The organism is Mycobacterium simulans (genome assembly GCF_900232995.1).
GTDB lineage: Bacteria > Actinomycetota > Actinomycetes > Mycobacteriales > Mycobacteriaceae > Mycobacterium > Mycobacterium simulans.
Window position 1 is genome coordinate 805,866 of sequence record NZ_OCVX01000003.1, and the last position, 17,863, is coordinate 823,728.

The 17,863-nt window shown below is 65.6% G+C and carries 14 protein-coding genes and 1 pseudogene; 6 read left to right on the forward strand and 9 right to left on the reverse strand.

Annotation, left to right across the window (positions count from 1 at the left end; translation table 11 throughout):
• Window positions 1–126: 126 nt before the first annotated feature.
• The gene (locus tag MSIMFI_RS04420; protein WP_191496285.1) at window positions 127–564 is read left to right on the forward strand and encodes a CD225/dispanin family protein; all 438 of its coding nucleotides are present in this window, start codon (window positions 127–129) and stop codon (window positions 562–564) included.
• Between the two features lie 169 nt (window positions 565–733).
• Here the strand turns inward: MSIMFI_RS04420 and MSIMFI_RS04425 are convergent, their stop codons facing one another.
• From MSIMFI_RS04425 to MSIMFI_RS04440, 4 genes are read right to left on the reverse strand one after another with little or no spacing between them, the layout of a single operon-like run.
• Window positions 734–1,714, reverse strand: a complete 981-nt coding sequence (locus MSIMFI_RS04425; RefSeq protein WP_191496286.1) for an enoyl-CoA hydratase/isomerase family protein — start codon at window positions 1,712–1,714, stop codon at window positions 734–736.
• A gap of 3 nt (window positions 1,715–1,717) precedes the next feature.
• Window positions 1,718–3,235 carry a fatty-acid--CoA ligase FadD4 gene (gene fadD4, locus MSIMFI_RS04430; RefSeq protein ID WP_191496287.1) on the reverse strand — a complete coding sequence of 506 codons (1,518 nt, stop codon included), beginning with the start codon at window positions 3,233–3,235 and terminating at the stop codon, window positions 1,718–1,720.
• A complete protein-coding gene (locus MSIMFI_RS04435; RefSeq protein ID WP_191496288.1) occupies window positions 3,204–4,265 on the reverse strand; it encodes an S-adenosylmethionine:tRNA ribosyltransferase-isomerase in 1,062 nt (353 codons plus the stop codon). Before MSIMFI_RS04435 ends, fadD4 begins: the two co-directional genes overlap by 32 nt.
• Window positions 4,262–4,975 carry an SDR family NAD(P)-dependent oxidoreductase gene (locus MSIMFI_RS04440; protein ID WP_191496289.1) on the reverse strand — a complete coding sequence of 238 codons (714 nt, stop codon included), beginning with the start codon at window positions 4,973–4,975 and terminating at the stop codon, window positions 4,262–4,264. The genes MSIMFI_RS04435 and MSIMFI_RS04440 overlap by 4 nt, the downstream gene beginning before the upstream one ends.
• Window positions 4,976–5,039: 64 nt before the next feature.
• Between MSIMFI_RS04440 and soxR the strand changes: the two genes are divergently transcribed.
• Complete coding sequence (soxR, locus tag MSIMFI_RS04445; protein WP_191496290.1) at window positions 5,040–5,486, forward strand: redox-sensitive transcriptional activator SoxR; 447 nt, start codon at window positions 5,040–5,042, stop codon at window positions 5,484–5,486.
• A 21-nt stretch (window positions 5,487–5,507) separates the two neighbouring features.
• On the opposite strand, the gene MSIMFI_RS04450 is transcribed toward soxR, so the two are convergent.
• The 3 genes from MSIMFI_RS04450 to MSIMFI_RS04460 form a co-directional block, all read right to left on the reverse strand.
• Entirely contained in the window at window positions 5,508–7,325 is a 1,818-nt protein-coding gene (locus MSIMFI_RS04450; protein WP_191496291.1) for a phosphoenolpyruvate carboxykinase (GTP), read from the reverse strand.
• Between the two features lie 188 nt (window positions 7,326–7,513).
• Window positions 7,514–8,992, reverse strand: coding sequence for a hypothetical protein (locus tag MSIMFI_RS04455; protein ID WP_224770075.1), 1,479 nt, complete (start codon window positions 8,990–8,992; stop codon window positions 7,514–7,516).
• Window positions 8,989–9,981 carry a hypothetical protein gene (locus MSIMFI_RS04460; RefSeq protein ID WP_191496292.1) on the reverse strand — a complete coding sequence of 331 codons (993 nt, stop codon included), beginning with the start codon at window positions 9,979–9,981 and terminating at the stop codon, window positions 8,989–8,991. The genes MSIMFI_RS04455 and MSIMFI_RS04460 overlap by 4 nt, the downstream gene beginning before the upstream one ends.
• A gap of 156 nt (window positions 9,982–10,137) precedes the next feature.
• Between MSIMFI_RS04460 and trmB the strand changes: the two genes are divergently transcribed.
• The 3 genes from trmB (at window position 10,138) to MSIMFI_RS04475 (ending at window position 14,644) form a co-directional block, all read left to right on the forward strand.
• Window positions 10,138–10,932, forward strand: a complete 795-nt coding sequence (gene trmB, locus MSIMFI_RS04465) for a tRNA (guanosine(46)-N7)-methyltransferase TrmB (RefSeq protein WP_191496293.1) — start codon at window positions 10,138–10,140, stop codon at window positions 10,930–10,932.
• 16 nt (window positions 10,933–10,948) lie between these two features.
• Window positions 10,949–11,677: an NYN domain-containing protein gene (locus MSIMFI_RS04470; RefSeq protein WP_191496294.1), complete on the forward strand. Its 729-nt coding sequence runs from the start codon at window positions 10,949–10,951 to the stop codon at window positions 11,675–11,677.
• 66 nt (window positions 11,678–11,743) lie between these two features.
• On the forward strand, window positions 11,744–14,644 hold the full coding sequence (locus MSIMFI_RS04475) for an MMPL family transporter (RefSeq protein ID WP_191496295.1): 2,901 nt from the start codon (window positions 11,744–11,746) through the stop codon (window positions 14,642–14,644).
• Window positions 14,645–14,768: 124 nt separating this feature from the next.
• Here the strand turns inward: MSIMFI_RS04475 and MSIMFI_RS04480 are convergent, their stop codons facing one another.
• Window positions 14,769–15,905 carry an AI-2E family transporter gene (locus tag MSIMFI_RS04480; protein WP_191496296.1) on the reverse strand — a complete coding sequence of 379 codons (1,137 nt, stop codon included), beginning with the start codon at window positions 15,903–15,905 and terminating at the stop codon, window positions 14,769–14,771.
• Between the two features lie 138 nt (window positions 15,906–16,043).
• On the opposite strand from MSIMFI_RS04480, the pseudogene MSIMFI_RS04485 reads away from it, so the two are divergent.
• Window positions 16,044–17,250, forward strand: a pseudogene (locus MSIMFI_RS04485) (lysylphosphatidylglycerol synthase transmembrane domain-containing protein).
• On the opposite strand, the gene MSIMFI_RS04490 reads toward MSIMFI_RS04485, so the two are convergent.
• Entirely contained in the window at window positions 17,247–17,765 is a 519-nt protein-coding gene (locus MSIMFI_RS04490; RefSeq protein ID WP_191496297.1) for a hemophore, read from the reverse strand. The pseudogene MSIMFI_RS04485 and the gene MSIMFI_RS04490 overlap by 4 nt on opposite strands.
• Window positions 17,766–17,863: the final 98 nt, after the last annotated feature.

Here is a 17,863-nt window from a genome sequence, read left to right on the forward strand (position 1 = left end):
TGTCTCGACCTCGGAATGGCACGCGTTGGAAAAATTCGCTCAACCGCGAAACCCCGGCCCGCACCGACCCCGTGCAGTATATTTGCCTGACTTCGGCACCGAGGGGACCCAAGGGAAGGCAGTGCGATGAGTTATCCAGGGCCGTACGGAGGTTCCCCAGAGTGGCAAGGCCAGCAGCCAGAGTGGCAGGGCCAGCCGGGTTGGCAAGGCCAGCAGCCGGGTTGGCAGGGCCAGCCGGGTTGGCCGGCCCAGCAGCCGGGCTATGGCCAGCCCGAGCCGGACAACTACCTCGTATGGGCGATTCTGGTCACGGTGCTGTGCTGCCTCCCATTCGGGATCGTGTCGATCGTGTACTCCACCAAGGTCTCCGGGTTGTGGGCTCAGGGGCGGTATGCCGAGGCCCTGGCCGCATCCGCCAGCGCCAAGAAGTGGGCCATTATCGGCGCGATCACGGGCGCGATCGTCGCGGTGATTATTGGCATCATCTATATCGTCCTTATCGCGGTCGCGGTTTCCGTCGATCACAACACCCCGTCCACCATCACCACCTATTCGGGATACTGAGCGCTCACGTCTCACGTTCGGCTTGACGGCGTCCACCAGACCCCAGGCCGGCGGTGCCCCAGCGCAAGTTCGCCGCCCACCCCGGCCAAACCCGCGGCGCCGCCATGGCCACCGACCCCAGCGTTGCCAATCAACAAGCCGCCAGCACAAAACGTCCGCGGTTGCCGTCTCAGTCGATAACCACATCCCCACCCATGCCGGGTACTGAGTTCGCGCTCGGCGAGACGGCGTCCACCAGCCCCCAAGCCAGCGCGGTAGCGCCATCGATAGTCCGACCGGACAGCACCAGATACGCGGTGCGCCAGCGGCCGACCCGGCGCGTGATGCTGAGCGTACCGCCGGCGCCGGGAATCAGGCCCAGGCTCAATTCCGGCAGTCCGAACACCGAATCCTGGTCTGCCTCAATCCATCCGCAAAACGCCGCCAGCTCCAATCCGCTGCCTACCACCTGGCCGTGCACCTCAGCTCGGCAGGCCTGGCCTAGCCTCGCAGTGAGCGCGTCGAGCGCCAGCGCCGGACTGTGGCGGGTGCGCGCCAGATGAGCGCTCGCCGGGTCGTCGAAGGTGCCGAACTCGGCGAGGTCTCCACCACTGCAAAACGATGGGCCGTTGCCGCTCAACACGATTCCGGTGACCGACGGATCCAGTTGCGCAACGGTCAATGCCTCCAGTAGTGCGGCGCGGGCATCGGTAGAAAACGCATTGTGACGCTGCGGCCGGTTGAACCTGACATGTAGCGTGCCATCTTCGCGTTGCGTCTGAACCGGATTCGCGATATCAGGCATGCGCACTGGACCCCGCTCGGAAAGCCAGCGCGCGAACTCCGGACCGGCCTGCAACGTCGAGTACGCCAACGACTCGGTCACCACAGCGGCCAGCGCGGTACCGTCCGGGTCGACCGAGCGCAGTACGTCGTCACACACCGCACTGGCATGTGGCCAGCGTCGGCAACGCTGGGTCAGCTCGGCCAGAGTCTGCGGTACCGAATCCACCGTGACTACCCGCCGGTCCGTGCACGGCTCCTCCGTCAGGGTAAAAGTTGCAGTGTCCAACCAGGATTGATCTGACAGCGGCCCAAACGCGACGATCACGCCCGGTGGTGTCTCGACACCAGCCTGCGGCGCACTCGACAGGTCGACCACCCGGAGCATGGGTCACACCGAATACTTCTCGACCAGGTCGTTCTTGTAGAGCTTGCCGGTGTCGGTGCGTGGCAGGTGCGCCTCGAATGCGATCGACCGCGGACACTTGAAGTGTGACAAGCGATCTCGCAACCAGACCAACAGCTCCTCGGCGAACCGATCGGTGGCATCGGCCGGGTCCACGGTCTGCACGGCAGCCATCACACGTTGACCCATCTCGTCGTCGGGAACCCCGAACACCGCCGCGTCGAGCACCTTTGGATGGATAACGAGAAAGTTTTCGGCTTCCTGCGGGTAGATGTTGACCCCGCCGGAGATGATCATGTGGTGGCGCCGGTCGGTCAAGTACAGGTAACCCTCGTCATCGAGGTAGCCGACATCACCGACGGTCACCCAGCCGTGCTTGTCCCGCGACGCAGCGGTTTTCGCCGGATCGTTGAGGTACTCGAAGGGATAGCCGCCTTCGAAATAGATTTCACCCGCTTGCCCCCGCGGGAGTTCGTCGCCATCGGTGTCCAGGATATGCACCGCGCCTAGCATCGGCTTCCCGACCGAGCCCGGATGTGCCAACCAGTCCTCGGCGGTGATCAGTGTTGACCCGCTTGCTTCCGAGGAAGCGTAGTACTCGTCAATGATGGGACCCCACCAGTCCATCATCTGCATCTTGATCTCCACCGGGCACGGTGCCGCCGCATGTATCACCCGCTTCAGGCTGGACACATCGTACGAATTACGGACGGCTTCAGGCAGTTTCAGCATCCGCACGAACATCGCCGGCACGAACTGGGCATGGGTCACTCGGTAGCGCTGGATGGCGTTGAGGGCTTCCTCGGGGTCGAACCTCTCCATAACGACCGTGGTGACACCCCCGGCCTGCACGCTCATCGACCACACCGATGGAGCGGTGTGGTAGAGCGGCGCCGGGCTCAAGTAAACCGAATCGGCGTCCATCCAAAGGTCGAGCAACGCTGACATCATGCCCGGCGCCGCCTCCGGCGCGACGTGCGGCAATGCACGTTTGATGCCCTTGGGCCGGCCCGTCGTGCCCGACGAGTACTGCAGAAGGTCACCCTCGATTTCGTCGTCGATTGGCGTATTAGGTTGATCCGAAACGCATTCCGGGTATCGCTCCCACCCCGGTAGATCCGCGTCAGCCATCACCAACAGGCCCGGCAGCCCACTCGGTAAGTGTTCGGCCAAGCACGAGCACGTCTCGCGCAACGCCGCCGACCCGATGATCGCTTTGGCGCTGCTGTTATCCACGATGTAGGCCGCCTCGGCCGCATTCAGGTGGGTATTGATCGGCACGTAGTACATACCGCTGCGGCGAGCCGCCCACATGACCGCATGCATGTGCTCGTTGTTCTCCATCAGGATGGCAACGGTGTCGCCTTCGCTCAAACCCGCCTGACGGAACCGATGCGCCAGCCGGTTCGCGCGGGCTTCCAGCTCGTCGAAGCTGATCACCGTCGCCGACGGGTGCAAAATGACGGCGGCCTTATTCGCGCCCAGGTGCTCGCGAATCTGCATGGGCCGACTGTACGTCTGCGGCCCGTGACGGCAGCAGCAGGGCACTGTCGCCGAACTCATGCCACAAATATCCCTGTTCGACGGCTTCCCGATACGCCATGGCGACCAGTTCCGGCCCAGCGACCGCCTCCAGCAGTGACAGGTGCGAGGTCCCGGCATCGTGCCATCCGGTGATCAACCCGTCGACCACCCGGCACGGGCGGTGCGGGCCGACCACCAGATCTGTCCAGCCGAAGGCAGGGTGTACGACGCCGTTGCCGTCCGCGGCCGATTCCAGCGCGCGGGTCACCGTGGTACCTACTGCCACCACCCGCCCGCCGGCACGGCGGGTGACGTTCACCAACCGCGCGGTCGCGGGCGGCACGTCGAACAGCTCGGGAGCTGGTGCCTCACCCGGCTCTGCCGAGGACACCCCGGTGTGTAGGGTGATCGGCGCGATCGCAATGCCTTCGGCCACCAGCGCGGAAACCAATTCACTGCTGAAAGGTCGCGCAGCGCTTGGCATCTCGGCGCTACCGGGTCGACGCGCGAATACCGTCTGGTAATACGCCAGTGGCCATTGCCGCGGCACGTAGGCGTAACGAATCGGTCGGCCATGCCGCGCCAGGTACGACATGACGTCACCCTCGATCGCAACTCGCGCCCGCCATAACCGCCCGCTGTCGACACCCGGTTCCGGATAGGACGAGGCGATGACGATCGCGCCGCCACCAGACATCTCGATGCGTTCGCCCGGCCGGATGTCGGGCAAGTATCCGGTCGCCTTTACCGCCGGGCGCAGTTCGACCACCCACACCTTTTCGGCGCGCGCCGTGGAGAAGTGGATGGCGACCGGATGCCCATTGCGCAGGCCGTCGACCGCGGCCGGCAGCGTCGCGGAGTTGTTCACCACCAAAAGGTCACCGGGGTGTAGAAAGTCGCCGAGGTCGGTGAATCGGACGTGGCTGACCTCGGACGACCGGGCGACCAGCAGTTTGACTTCGTCACGTGCGATTCCGCGGGCTTCGGGTGGCTCGGAGGCGGCTCTCACGACAGCACTCCCGCCAGATCACTTGCCCGGTACCGACCAGCGGTCGGTCGGGTGTCGAGCAGCCTCAGCAATGCCGGCGCGATGACCTCCGGCTCGGCGCGGTCGGAGATGTCCGCACCGGGGAATGCAGCCTGATGCATCTCGGTGCGCATGTCGCCCGGGTCGAAGGCGTACACCGGTACCGCGGTCAGCTCGGCGGCTAGCACCGCAGACAACTGGTCCAGCGCCGCCTTCGATGACCCGTATCCGCCCCAGCCCGGGTACGGCTCAACGGCGGCGTCCGAGGTGAGGTTGACGATTACCCCGGCGTTCTCGGTGAGCGCGGGCAGCGCGGCCTGGATCAGGGCAAGCGGGGCCAGCACGTTGGTGTCATAGACGGCCCACAGCTCGCTTGCCGGGTAGTCGGCCAGTACCGGCTGTGGACTAGGCCCGAGCCGGCTGGCGTTGTTGACCAGCAAGCGAAGCGGTCCGGCTTCGCTCGCGGTGGCCACCAATGCGTCGCGATGCGAGGCGTCGGTGACGTCTCCGGGTAGGGCAATCAGCCGTGTCGAGTTGAGCTCTCGCGCAGTCGATTCCAATTCGGCGACACGACGGGCATCGCAAACGACGGTCCAGCCACGGTCGAGTAGAGCGGCGGTCACCGCGCGGCCAAACCCACGTGATGCGCCGGTGACAATTGCGACAGGACGGGTGTTCTCAGATAGTGACATACTGCCATACTGGTACTTAAAGTTAACTTTAAGTCAAGTACGCGGAAAGGGGGTCTCGTTGGATATGGCTGATCTGTTCACCGTCAGCGAGTTAGCGAAACGCAGCGGCTTCGCGCCATCGGCAATCAGGTTCTACGAGGGCCAGGGACTCATCACCGCCACCCGGACGGCTGGCGGGCAGCGCCGGTTCGAACGACAGATGCTGCGCCGCTTGGCCTTCATCCGGGCCGCGCGCAACGTCGGGCTAAGCCTGGACGAGGTCGCGGCCGCGCTACAGAAACTGCCCAACGGCCGCAACCCAACCCGCGCCGACTGGGCTCGGCTGTCCAAAGGCTGGCGCGCGCGCCTCGACGATCAGATCGCGGGGCTAATAGCGCTGCGCGACAACCTGGACTCGTGCATCGGCTGCGGCTGCCTATCGCTGAAGCGGTGTGCCATTTCTAATCCCGGCGATTCGGCAGCGGTCGCCGGACCCGGCGCCGTCTACCTACCGAGATCGCTGCGCCGCTAACGCGCGCGAACAGTCGCAAACCTAACTTAGCCGTTCCTTGAGCGCGTCGAACTCGTCCTTGACTCCGGTCGGCAGCTTCTCGCCGACGAACTGCAGCCACTCCTCGATCAGCGGCAGTTCCTGGCGCCATTCCTCGGCGTCAACCACCAACGCCTGGGCCACATCGGCGGCGTCAACGTCCAAGCCCTCAAGATCAAGGTCCTCGACAGCCGGAACGGTGCCGATCGGGGTGGTCCGGCCGCCGGCCTTGTGCTCGATCCGGTTGACGATCCACTTCAGCACCCGGCTGTTCTCGCCGAATCCCGGCCACAGGAAGCGGCCGTCGTCGCCGCGGCGGAACCAGTTGACGAAGAACACCTTTGGCAGCTTGGACTCGTCGGCGTTCTTGCCCAGATTGATCCAGTGTTGGAAGTAGTCGCCGACGTTGTAACCCAGGAACGGAAGCATGGCCATCGGGTCGCGGCGCACGTTGCCGACCTTGCCCTCGGCCGCGGCGGTCTGCTCGCTGCCCAGGGTGGCGCCGATGAACACGCCGTGCTGCCAGTCGCGTGCCTCGGTGACCAGCGGGACCGTGGTCTTGCGACGGCCGCCGAAGAGGATCCCCGAAATCGGCACGCCCTGCGGGTCATCCCACTCGGGTGCCAGGATCGGGCATTGCGACATCGGGGTGCAGTACCGCGAATTCGGGTGGGCCGCCTTCTCATCGGACTCGGGTGTCCAATCCCGCCCCTTCCAGTCGATCAGGTGCTGGGGCTCGCCTTCCAAGCCCTCCCACCACACGTCACCGTCGTCGGTGAGCGCGACGTTGGTGAATACGGTGTTGCCGGCGGCGATGGTACGCATGGCATTCGGGTTGGAACTCCAGTTGGTGCCCGGCGCTACCCCGAAGAACCCGAACTCTGGGTTGACCGCATACAGGCGGCCGTCCTTGCCGAACCGCATCCAGGCGATGTCGTCGCCGAGGGTTTCGGCGCGCCAGCCAGGGATCGTCGGCTGCAGCATCGCCAGGTTGGTCTTACCGCACGCCGACGGGAACGCCGCAGCGAAGTAGTAAGCCTTGTTCTCCGGTGAGATCAGCTTGAGGATCAGCATGTGCTCGGCCAGCCAGCCCTCGTCATGGGCCATCGCCGAGGCGATCCGCAATGAGTAGCACTTCTTGCCCAGCAATGCGTTGCCGCCGTACCCCGAGCCGTAGCTCCAGATCTCGCGGGTCTCCGGGAAGTGGGTGATGTACTTGGTCTCGTTGCATGGCCACGGCACGTCGGACTGGCCCTCCTCTAGGGGGGCTCCCACCGAGTGCAGCGCCTTAACGAAGAAGCCGTCGTCACCCATCTTCTCCAGCGCGGCCTTGCCCATGCGGGTCATGGTGCGCATGGAGACGACGACGTACTCCGAGTCGGTGATCTCCACCCCGAGCTTGGGGTCGTCGGCGCCGAGTGGGCCCATGCAGAACGGCACCACATACATGGTGCGGCCGCGCATACAGCCGCGGTACAGCGACGTCAGGACGGTCCGCATCTCGAAGGGGTCCATCCAATTGTTGGTGGAGCCGGCATCGATCTCGCGCTCAGAGCAAATGAACGTCCGAGATTCCACCCGCGCGACATCGGAGGGGTCGGACAATGCGAGGTAGGAGTTCTGGTGCTTTGCCGGGTTGAGCCGCTTGAACGTGCCGGCCTCGACCAAATGGTCGCAGAGGCGCTGGAACTCCTCGTCGGAGCCGTCGGCAAACACCACCCGGTCAGGCTGAGTGAGCTCGGCGACCTCCTCTACCCAAGACAGCAGCCCCTGGTGATTTGTCGGTGCGGTGTCCAGACCGGGGATGGTCGCTGAGGTCATCGAACTCTCCTGAATTCTGCTGCTTGGCTATCGGTCGGTTTTCGGCTTGTCGGATCGGGTGAATCACTAGTGCATGTGCCAGGCGCGGCTGTTAACACCCTTAACGCTTTCTTACAGATTATCGTGCATTACTTGTCGCGGAAGGTCTGGACGGGTATAAGCCTCCTCACAGGACCGATTCAGAAGGTTCAGTTTCCGGCGCTAATCGTTCGTTCGGGTATACCCGGTTCCCCGAGTTCTGCACGCACCGCATCGAGCGCGGCCTGGATCGCCGGCATCTCCCGGTCCCGCACTGCCGCGGCCCGCGCCGCCGCAATGGCGTGTTCGCGCAGTTCGCTGTCAATGGCACTGACCTGGTCGGCAACCCGGGCGTTCTCTGCCTCATCACGTGCACTTAGCGCAGTGCTCAGCAATGACTCGGCGATCAGCACGCGACTGGCAACCAACTGCTCCGCCACCGAACGCAGCGACGCCGTGACCTCGCCCGCCCAGCGGTCCAGCAAAACACGGTCATGGAGCAGGCCACGGGTGGAGACCACCCAGACGGTCACTGCCAGTCCGACCGCGACACATGCCACGATGCCGAAGCCCACTGGTCCGGCAGCTAGGCCCGGAGCCAGGCCGGCCACCAGGCGGCTCAGCGTCAGCGCTGTACCCAGTCCGAATCCGGCGCCCAACAGCATCATCAGCCGGGTTTCCAGCCGTCGCGACTTCAGCGGCGTGGCCGGAACCGCGACGGTCGGCAGCTTGTCGAGAGGTGGTGGCTGCGCCCGCACGCCCAGCACCTGTGCGACGTCGGACAGCTGCGCGGTGGTTCCCGCGGCCACCTCGGCGACAACCTCCCCGACCCGGCCACAGGCATAAGCCTCGAACCCGGCGACGTTGCGCCGCGGCAGGTTCGCGATGTGCTCCTGCAGCTCGTTGCGAACCGACGAGCAACGGTTGCGCGCGAAGTAGGACAGCTGAACCCGAGCCTGCTGGATCCGACCGCGCAGCGTGATGAAGCGTTCCGACTTCGACTGGCGCCGGTGCCGCAACACGGCGCTGCGCTCCCGCCGCAATGCGTCGACCCGGGCCCGCCTGCCGGCGCTCGCCGCGTCACGATCGAACCGCTGTGCGACCGTCTGGAGCCGAGATTCCCACGCCCGCAGCCTGTTTCGTCGCGCTATATCCGAGTCGGCAAGCCGCTCCGGCACGATCGCGACCAGCTCGTCCATACACGGCTCGCCCACCTCAGGCGCGGCGGCCGCCCCAACCCAGGGCACCCGCCGGTAGCGGGGTGCGTGTGCGGCCAGTTTGTCGCGGTTGCCGGCCAGCACCGCACGCCAGGTGCGGTGCACGTCGATCTTGGACACCACACCAACCACCACATCGGTGTGCTCGGCCGCGGCGTCCAGCAGTGTGCAGTCGGAATCGGTCAGTCCAGCTGCGGCGGAAACAACAAACACCACCGCCAGGGGCGCAGTACCGGCTGCCAGGTCCGGCGCCTCGACAAACGTGTGTTGCGGCAGCCGGTCACGCAGCGCGGTGACGACACTACTGACGCCGGCCAGCCACGGACCGATCACGAGGACCACGTCGCGACGGTTAATGGTCGGCGAATCCAGCCGGGCGCCGATCGCCGCCACCAGCGCGTCCACCCGTGCGGCCGGATCGTCACCGGTCACAGCGCCTCCCCTGCTCGCGACCAAAGCCGCAGTGATCCCCGCGTGATATCGGCGCCGCACGCCCGTTGCAGGTCACTCGCCGCGGCCCCGCTGTAACGGCGCCAGTACCGGGCCCGCGGCAGTGGTGCGGCCGGTCCGAGCTCTTGCCCGCACGCCCGGATTACGTCGACGGCGGTAGCCATCCTGGCGATCACGGTGTCGTCGCGGGACAGGAACTCGCTGATGTCCGGGTCGGAGACGGCCAGCGCTTCCAGTTCCGCGACTGCCCAGCACACGCGGCGGTATAACGCTTCGGCGCCCGCGGCAATGACCTGGTCGACGACGGCGTCGATGCCGCTGACACGCCGCCACAAGGCCCTGATTTGCGCGGCGCTTCTACCCCGCTGGGCGGCCGCAATGCCAACCGCGGTGCCGAATAGATCGAGAGTTTGCAGCAAACGCTCCCGGACCTCGTTCGGCACCGGAAGCTGCGCCGCCAGAAAACCCTCGTGCCCGCTATCCAGGCATTTAGAGCCGCCGGGATGGCCGGCCAGCACTCGCAGCGCGGCCCACGATTCGGCGTCGAGGTCGTCGAGCGCTGCGTCGGCGAGCAATCCGATCATTGGCCGCACGGGCTCTCCGACCATGGCGACGAGCTGCGCACACCGAGCCTGCGCGACTAAGCCGAAACCAGCCAGATCGGCCTTGTTCAGCACCACCACCACGGGACGCCGCGCGCCGGCCAGGGCCTCCCGGTCTTCGGGTTTGAGGACCTCGACCGTCATATACAGCTCCACATCGGCACACTCAGGCGGTGTCACCGTGATGCCCGGTGTCACCCGGTCCAGGGCACGCGCCGCCGTCGCACAACCCACGCCGCGACGCCCCCTGACCGCCACCCGCAACGGTTCGGCGACTCGCTCGGCGATCGCCTTTACCCGCTGGTCACCAGCCCCGGCGGCGAATTGCGTCAGCTCGTCAACGAAAATCTGATGCCCGTGTCCCCTCATATCCCGCCCTGCTCGGCCGCCTCACTGGCGACGATCGGTTGGCCCCATCGCATGGTGGCACCTGCGCCGTCGAGACGCGAGCCACCGCTCCGCGTTACCAGCCAAAGGCAACTGTTGGGTATCAATCTGGACCAGAGGCGGCTACACCCGCGGTTCATGAGCCACCATGGACGAATGCATGCGCGAACCGGGGTGGAGGTGCCTCCCGACACGCCGGCAAGCTTCGACTCAGGAAACCAGGGAGGCTCCTGGGGCTATCTGCCCGCAACCAGCTTTCGGTCGCGACGCTCCGCTCTGTCCAATGCCCAACGTCAGACCTGGGAGCGGCTTTGGCCCGAGCTGGGCACGGAAGCGTTGCCGCGGGCCGGGACACCCCTGGACACGCGTGCCTGGTTCGGCCGCGACGCGCCGCTAGTGCTGGAGATCGGCTGCGGCAGCGGCGCGTCGACGCTGGCGATGGCGCGGTCGGAGCCGGATATCGACGTGATAGCTGTGGAGGTCTACCGCCGGGGCCTAGCGCAGCTGCTTTGCGCGATCGACCGTGACCAGGTACCCAATATCCGATTGATCCGCGGCAACGGGCTCGACGTGCTGCAAAACCTGATTGCCCCGCAGTCGTTGACCGGTGTTCGAGTGTTTTTTCCCGATCCGTGGCCCAAAGCGCGCCACCACAAGCGCAGGTTGCTGCAACCGAGCACGATTGCCCTCATCGCAGACCGGTTACTCCCCGGTGGTGTCCTGCACGCCGCGACCGACCATCCCGGGTACGCCGAGGACATCGCAGCTGCTGGGGACGCCGAACCTCGCCTGGCCCGCGTCGATCCCAGCACCGAACCACTGCCGATCTCCGTCGTTCGCCCAACGACCAAGTACGAAACGAAAGCCCAGCATGCGGGCAGTGCCGTCACCGAATTGCTCTGGCAGCGATCTGGAAATGACTTAGAAAAGTAGAAAAGACATTGCGTAAATGAGCCTGACCGAAGAAGTGACCACCCACACCTCCGGACCAGTGCCCCCGCCGCCGGTGGTGGCGGGGGATTTGTCGCAGGCCGGCCTGACCGGCTTCGCAGCACCGGTAGCACGGGTCCTGCTGGTATGGGACGCCCCGAACCTCGACATGGGTCTGGGCTCCATCCTGGGCCGCCGGCCGACGGCACTGGAACGACCTCGTTTCGACGCGCTGGGTCGCTGGCTACTGGCCCGGACCGCCGATGTCGCGGCCGGTCGCCCGGGGGTCACGGTGGAACCCGAGGCCACCGTCTTCACCAATATCGCACCCGGCAGTGCCGAAGTAGTGCGGCCCTGGGTGGACGCGCTGCGCAACGTCGGGTTTGCGGTATTCGCCAAACCGAAGGTTGACGAGGACAGCGACGTCGACCGCGACATGCTCGCTCATATCGACCAGCGGTACCAGGAGGGCCTGGCGGCCCTGGTGGTGGCTTCGGCCGACGGTCAGGCGTTTCGCCAGCCGCTGGAGGAAATCGCCCGCGGCGGAACCCCTGTTCAAGTCCTCGGATTTCGTGAACACGCTAGTTGGGCGCTAGCGTCGGATAGCTTGGAGTTTGTCGACCTGGAGGACATCGCAGGTGTTTTCCGGGAGCCGCTGCCGCGAATCGGGCTCGACTCGCTACCTGAGCAGGGGGCTTGGCTGCAGCCGTTCCGGCCGCTGTCCTCGCTGCTGACCTCGCGTGTGTGACGACCGGCGCGTCTTAAAACTGAAGAGCAAATGCGCGGGTCGTTAACGATCCAGTAAGGAGCTTACGTGTTCGCCTGGTGGGGTCGAACTGTGTACCGCTACCGGTTCATCGTAATCGGGGTCATGGTCGCTCTGTGCCTTGGCGGCGGCATTTTTGGGCTGAGCCTGGGTAAGCACGTCACACAGAGCGGCTTCTATGACGACGGCAGTCAATCGGTAAAGGCGTCGGTGCTCGGCGACAAGGTCTACGGCCGCGACCGAAGCGGTCACATCGTCGCGATCTTCAAAGCCCCGGACGGCAAGACCGTCAATGACCCGGCGTGGTCGAAGAAGATCACCGATGAGCTCAACCAATTCCAGCACGACCATACCAACGAAGTGCTCGGATGGGCCGGGTATCTGCGAGCGCCCGACACCACCAACGCGGTCGTCAAGGGCATGGCCACCGACGACAAGAAGTACACCTTCGTGTCCATCCCGCTCAAGGGCGACGACGACGACACCATCCTCAATAACTACAAGGCCATTCAGCCGGCCCTACAGAAGCTGGACGGCGGCACCGTCCAACTCGCCGGCCTCGAGCCGGTGGCCGAGGCCTTGACCGGCACCATCGCCACCGACCAACGACGCATGGAGGTGCTGGCGCTGCCGTTGGTGGCCGTGGTGCTGTTCCTGGTGTTCGGCGGCGTGATTGCGGCCTGCCTACCGGTAATGGTCGGCGGCCTGAGCATCCTCGGCGCCTTGGGCATCCTGCGGTTGGTCGCGGTGTTTGGGCCGGTGCACTTCTTCGCCCAGCCCGTCGTCTCGCTGATCGGGTTGGGCATCGCGGTGGACTACGGACTTTTCGTGGTGAGCCGGTTCCGGGAAGAGATCGCGGAGGGCTACGACACCGAGGCCGCGGTAAGACGTACCGTCATGACCGCCGGGCGGACTGTCGCCTTCTCGGCGGTGCTGATCATGGCCTCCGGGGCGAGTCTGCTGATGTTGCCGCAGGGCTTCGTCAAGTCGCTGACCTACGCGCTGCTCGCAGCGGTCGGGTTGGCCGCCCTGCTGTCCATCACCCTGCTTCCGGCGTGCCTGGGTGTCCTCGGTCGCCACGTCGACGCGCTCGGAGTGCGGACCCTGTTCCGGGTGCCGTTCCTGCGGAACTGGAAGGTGTCGCGGGCCTACCTGAACTGGCTCGCCGACCGGCTGCAGAAGACCAAGACCCGCGAAGAGGTCGAGGCCGGCTTCTGGGGCAAGCTCGTCAACTGGGTGATGAGGCGGCCGCTGGTTTTCGCGATCCCGATCGTCTTCGGCATGATCCTGCTGGTCATCCCGTTGTTCAACCTGTCACTCGGCGGCATGAGCGAGAAGTATCTGCCACCCGACAATGCGGTTCGGCTGTCGCAGGAGCATTTCGACCAGCTCTTCCCCGGCTACCGCACCAATCCGCTGACGCTGGTGATTCAAACCACCAACCACCAGCCGGTCACCGATCAACAGATCGCCGACATCCGCAGCAAAGCGATGGCGATTAGCGGGTTCATCGAACCGGACAACAACCCAGACAACATGTGGCAGGAGCGCAGCTACGCGCCGGGCGCATCGAAGGATCCGTCGGTGCGGGTCCTGCAGAACGGGTTGAAGAATCCGGGTGAAGCGTCGAAGAAACTCGAAGAGCTACGCGCGATCTCAGCCCCCAAGGGGCTCGAGGTGTTCGTCGGCGGCACCCCCGCGCTGGAACAGGATTCCATCCATAGCCTGTTCGACAACATGCCGGCGATGTTGGTCATCCTGCTCACCGCCACCACGCTGTTGATGTTCCTGGCCTTCGGTTCGGTGGTGCTGCCGATCAAGGCAGCGGTGATGAGCGCGTTGACCCTTGGATCCACCATGGGCATTCTGACGTGGATATTTGTCGACGGACACTTCTCGAAGTGGCTGAATTTCACGGCCACGCCGTTGACCGCGCCGGTAATCGCGCTGGTTGTCGCCGTCGGGTACGGGTTGGCCACCGACTACGAGGTCTTCCTGGTCTCCCGCATGGTCGAGGCGCGAGAACATGGCATGTCGACCCAGGAGGCGATCCGGATCGGCACCGCGACCACCGGTCGCTTGATCACCGCCGCGGCGCTGGTCCTAGCCGTGGTCGCCGGTTCGTTCGTGTTCTCCGATCTGGTGATGATGAAGTACCTTGCCTTCGGTTTGATGGCGGCGCTGCTGCTCGACGCGACCGTGGTGCGGATGTTCCTGGTGCCGTCGGTGATGAAGCTGCTCGGCGACGACTGCTGGTGGGCTCCGCGCTGGATGCGACGGGTGCAGACCCGCATCGGGCTGGGTGAGATTCACCTGCCCGACGAGCGCAAACGCCCCGCCGGCAACGGGCGAACCGCGCGGCCTCCGGTCACGGCCGGGTTGGTTGCCACAAGCCCCGCTGGGGGCCCGCGCGCACCCCACGACCCCACTCACCCTGCCACGACCGAGACGCCCCGGCTGACACGCTCGGTCCCGGCCGCCCTGCCGGAAACCAAACCCAACCCCAACGGGCCGTCCGGCGCGAAAACCACACAGATACAAACCCGTTCGAGTCAACAGGCCTCCACGGAGGCCCCGACGACCCGCCTGACCGCACCCGGCAAGCAGGGCACGCAGCCCGTGCCCAACCGGGAACGGCCGTCGTCGACTCAGACACCGCCGGCGGCGCCGCCGCCGGGGCCGTCGACCCCGTCTGCCGGCCAGACCCGTGCCATGCCGATTCCGGGAAACGGGCCCGACGCGGCCCAGGGCGACCCGGCCGATAAGACCGCCGCGCTCCCGATCCAGCGATCGGAAGGAGCTGACTCCGAGGCGGCCACCGAGAAGCTGAATTCCCGTGGGCAGACCGACAATGGCACCGACAAAGGCACCGACCAGACGCGGCGCCGTCGCGCAGGCGGCGGCGGGGTCAGCGCGCAGGATCTGCTGCGTCGCGAGGGCCGCATCTAGGCGCGAGGGCCGTATCTAGCCGCGAGTGTGAACTGGCGGCTTCGAGCGTGAGCTCACGGTCGAGTTGCCGCAATTTCGCCGCCCACGTTTCACCCTCAGAACCCAGGATTCACAGTCAAAGCACTTAGCCCTCGTCGGGCTTATCCGGTTCCGCGGTCACGATGGCCTTATCGTCGTCCTCGGTCTGCTCTTCGGCCTCGACGGCCGGCTCCCTGGCGAGCAATACCTGCACCGCGTTGTTCAAAAACGCGACCGTCGGGACGGCCAGCAAGGCACCGACGATGCCGGCAAGCACCCCGCCGGTGGAGATGGCCAGCACCACCGCCAGCGGGTGAATCGAGACCGCGCGACCCATCACCAGCGGCTGCAGCAAATGGGCTTCGAGTTGGTTCACCGCGATTAGCAAACCAAGGGTGAGCAGCGCGTAGACCAACCCCTTCGCGAGCAGGGCAACCACCACCGCCAGCAAGCCAGACACTAGGGCACCGATCAGCGGAATGAAGGCGCCAAGGAACACGATCGAGGACAGCGGTAGCGCCAGCGGTATGCCCATGATCGCGAGCCCGGTGCCGACGCCGATCGCATCGGTCAACGCCACGAGAAACGTGGCGCGCACGTATCCGATCAGTGACCCGTATCCGGCGTGCCCGGCCTGCAGAACCCGGTCCCGGACGTGGGCAGGGACGAGCTTGGCGACGTACTGCCAGATGTTTCGTCCGCCGTATAGGAAGAAAATCAGCGTGAACAGTGTCAATACCGCTGCGGTGACCAATTCGGTGATGGTGGCCGCAGTGGACAGCGCGCCACTGGTCAGCTTCGCTTGATTGTTGCGCAGCGCTTGGATGGCGGCGTTGTGCGCGTTTTCGATCTGCTCGCCGCGCAAATGCGCCGGCCCTTCGATCAGCCATCTGCGGCTTGAGTCGATGCTGTGCTCGACCTGCTTCACCAGATCGGGCAAGCCGACGATGAACTGGGTGACGACGAACGTAAGCAGACCGCCCAGGACCGCGAAACCACCCAGGATGACCAGCGACACAGCGGCACCGCGCGGCAGCCCGCGCTTGTCCAGCCAGTCCACCACCGGCACCAGCAACGCACTCACCATCATCGCCAGCAACACCGGAACGACAATGACTTCAAGCTTCTTGATGACCCACAAAACCGCGACTGCAGCGGCCAGGATGACCAACAACCGCCACGACCAGGCCGCCGCCTTGCGAACCAGGGGTGTTACCGAAGCATCGTCGAGGCTTGCCGACATCGGGCAAGCGTATCTGGGGACCGTGTGGATCGGAGGTCATCGGAGGTCACGTCATAGCTGGCACGATCCGGTTACGAGCCCGACACAGTCGGCGACGTGCGGCGATGGCGGCGCCACCTGCACCGTTACCCTAATCAGGTGTCGCACGACGCGCCTGCCCGCAAGCTCCTCGCCCAGCGCCCGGAGGCTTCGCGCGGCAAGTACTGGTGGCTGCGATGGGTGGTCCTATCCATCGTCGCGATCGTTCTCGGCGTAGAGGTGGCACTGGTTTGGGACCAGCTCGCCAAGGCCTGGATGAGTGTGTACCAGGCCAACTGGTGGTGGCTGGTTGCCGCGATGCTAGCGGCGGCAGCGTCGATGCACAGCTTTGCCCAGATCCAGCGCACGTTGTTGCGGTCGGCCGGTGTGCACGTCAAACAGTTGCGGTCGGAAGCCGCGTTCTATGCCGCCAACTCGCTGAGCACCACGCTGCCGGGCGGGCCGGTGTTGTCGGCGACGTTCCTGCTCCGCCAACAACGCATCTGGGGTGCCTCATCGGTCGTGGCGTCGTGGCAGCTGGTGATGTCGGGGCTGCTGCAGGCGGTGGGGTTGGCACTGCTGGGGCCTGCTGGGGCTGGGCGGCGCCTTCTTCCTGGGCGCCAAGAACAATCCGTTCTCGCTGCTGTTCACCCTCGGTGGTTTCGTCGCGTTGTTGCTGTTGGCCCAGGCGGTGGCGTCGCGGCCGGAGCTCATCGAAGGGATCGGCAGCCGGGTGTTGTCGTGGGTCAACTCGATCCGCGGCAGGCCGGTCGACACCGGGTTGGACAAGTGGCGGCAGATACTCATGCAACTCGAGTCGGTCAGCCTGAGCCGGCGCGACCTGGGGCTCGCGTTCAGTTGGTCGCTTTTCAACTGGATCGCCGACGTAGCCTGCCTTGCCTGCGCCGCCTACGCCGCGGGCGACCACGCCTCACTCGCAGGATTGACGGTGGCCTACGCGGCAGCCCGCGCGGTCGGCACCATCCCGCTGATGCCGGGCGGTCTACTGGTCGTCGAGGCGGTGCTGGTTCCTGGCCTGGTATCCAGCGGCATGGCCTTGCCGAACGCTATCTCGGCGATGCTGATCTACCGGCTGATCAGCTGGCTATTTATCGCCGCGATCGGCTGGGTCGTGTTTTTCTTCATGTTCCGCACCGAGAAAGCCGCCGACGCAGACACCGGCGACGACCCGCCCACCGACCCGGATCTGCGGTTGCCGATCCAAAGCCTCGGCAACCCTTTCGAGCCCTTCGAGGACCCGGCCGAAACCGCCCTGCAAGGTCCGCTGCCGCCTGACCGAGATCGCGACGGCGACGATCGCGGCTAGTTCGCGTGGTTTGACCGCGTCGGCCCCGGAAGCGGCCCGGTCGCCGCGGGCGGGGTCGCCTGGGTCCCGGCCGTACCGCCCGGAATGCCGGCCGGCAGACCCGGCAGGCCACCCGCACCTTGAGCTGCCTGAGCGATGCCGAGCGCCTGCGGCAGCGTGACCGGCAGCTTGCACTGCGTGGACAAATGGGTCAACGGTTGCGCAAGCGACTGCAAGTCGCCGGCGGCCTTGGGATTGGCCTCGAAATAGCTTTTCAGCGATCCCAGCGATCCCAATGATCCCTGCCCTGCCGGCTGCTGCAATACCGCGGTCATCGCTTGGTTGGTCTCGGGATGCGAGTCCAGATAGTCACCTGTTTGCTTGGCGACCGAACCGATCGTCCTGGCCACTTCGCTGGCGGCACATGGATCCGACGCACTCCTGGCCGGCGGCACGGCGATCCCCGCGCCCGGCAGCGCAGCGGCGATCAGTGCTGCCAACAGCCCGAGGCGCACGGTTGTAGTGGTCGGCTTCATGGATAGCTCCTTGGTGCGACGATCATCAATAGCGGCCCCCCGACCCCCGAAGACGAGGCCCCACACGGCCATCCGTCATCCTGCCACAGGGGCTTCAC